Source organism: Vibrio sp. 10N.222.48.A3 (genome assembly GCF_041475345.1).
Taxonomy (GTDB): domain Bacteria; phylum Pseudomonadota; class Gammaproteobacteria; order Enterobacterales; family Vibrionaceae; genus Vibrio; species Vibrio tasmaniensis_A.
In genome coordinates, this window is record NZ_JBFRVX010001372.1 from 1 (window position 1) to 1,459 (window position 1,459).

A 1,459-nucleotide genomic window follows, 5' to 3' on the forward strand; every position below is an offset into this window, starting at 1 on the left:
AGCTAGACGTGGTTGATACCGCCAAATGGGTGATGCCTGAAAAGCTATTATGTGATGATTATAAAGAAAATTATCAATATATAGTCATGCTTGGCGAAAGCTTGTGGGGGCTTGCGAGCACAGAGCTTAAAGGTACCGAGCTGCTTAATACAGATAAAGTACGCTGGCGAGAAACGGCAGGGAAACGGCCATGGCTCGCTGGTATGGTAAAAGAAAAAATGTGTGCTTTGATCCATGTTGAAGCATTAACCGCCATGCTAAATGCAGGGCTAGACGTAAAAGCATTGGGCTAGTACTACGATTGGTACAATATAAGCATCAAGTTAACAACAGTGGTCGGTAACGACGGCAAGAGGATTATCTATGTCTCATATGAGTGAAGTTGAAGTAAGAAAAGATCAAACAAATGATGAAGTACTTCAATGGGTGACATTTCAACTAGAAGAAGAAACTTACGGCATCAATGTAATGCAAGTACGTGAAGTATTGCGTTACAGCGAGATTGCTCCAGTACCGGGTGCTCCAGACTACGTTTTAGGTATTATCAACCTGCGTGGTAACGTTGTTACTGTTATTGACACTCGTTCTCGTTTTGGTTTGATGCAAGGTGAAATCACTGATAACACACGCATTATTGTTATTGAGTCTGAGCGTCAAGTTATTGGCATTTTAGTAGATAGCGTTGCTGAAGTTGTTTACCTGCGTTCTTCTGAAATCGACACGACACCAAGTGTTGGTACTGATGAAAGTGCTAAGTTCATCCAAGGTGTTAGTAACCGTGATGGCAAGCTTCTTATCTTAGTCGATCTGAACAAGCTGTTAAGTGAAGACGAATGGGATGAGATGGCTCACCTGTAATGTTTGAAGCGCTTCCTTTAAACCCTATTGCTCTGATAGTCGGAGTTGGGGTTTTTACGTTATTCATCGTGATTTTGATTAGCAAAGTAAAAAGTGCAATTCAAAAGCAGATCGATACGTCACGCCTGCAAGTTCGTAACTTGGATAAAGAGCTTCAAAAATCGAGTAAGCAATTACTTGAAGTTCGCTCTGTTGTGGTTGGCCTTGGTCAGAAAGTGACGGAACAGCAAGATCTGATAAAACACTTGAATGAACGTATTGTTGAGTTGGAACATGCGGACACCGATGGGCGTTTGTATACACGTGCAACTAAAATGGTTCAGCTTGGGGCTGGGATAAACGAACTGATCGAAGAGTGTGAATTACCTAAGGCAGAAGCTGAGCTGATGATGTCTCTGCAGAATAAGCTCGCAGGTAAGGAAAAAATCCCTTCGTTAAGAAGTAATCCTTCATCGTATGATGAACAACCTGCATCCTCTCGTGATCGCAGAGACCCGACTCGACGTCGTTAAATTTAGCGCTTACTGCGTAATGAGCAATTGATGTTCATCACGCACACCTCTTAAAAGAAGCTTCGGCTTCTTTTTTTGTGCCTGTTATA

Annotated in this window: 2 protein-coding genes and 1 pseudogene; all 3 read left to right on the forward strand. The window is 42.2% G+C overall.

Translation table 11 applies throughout. The features are described 5' to 3' along the window. A pseudogene (locus AB4653_RS26425) lies at positions 1-293 on the forward strand (chemotaxis protein CheW); the annotation flags it as partial. Between the two features lie 70 nt (positions 294-363). Next, positions 364-858 (forward strand): chemotaxis protein CheW, encoded by a 495-nt coding sequence (locus tag AB4653_RS26430; RefSeq protein WP_009848530.1) that lies wholly within the window; start codon positions 364-366, stop codon positions 856-858. Further along, a complete protein-coding gene (locus AB4653_RS26435; RefSeq protein WP_009848529.1) occupies positions 858-1,370 on the forward strand; it encodes a DUF2802 domain-containing protein in 513 nt (170 codons plus the stop codon). The genes AB4653_RS26430 and AB4653_RS26435 overlap by 1 nt, the downstream gene beginning before the upstream one ends. Positions 1,371-1,459 lie beyond the last annotated feature (89 nt).

Bases quoted from the DNA above. Each gene is read 5' to 3' on its own strand.
- AB4653_RS26430 (WP_009848530.1), top strand. From the start codon at position 364: ATGTCTCATATGAGTGAAGTTGAAGTAAGAAAAGATCAAACAAATGAT.
- AB4653_RS26435 (WP_009848529.1), top strand. From the start codon at position 858: ATGTTTGAAGCGCTTCCTTTAAACCCTATTGCTCTGATAGTCGGAGTT.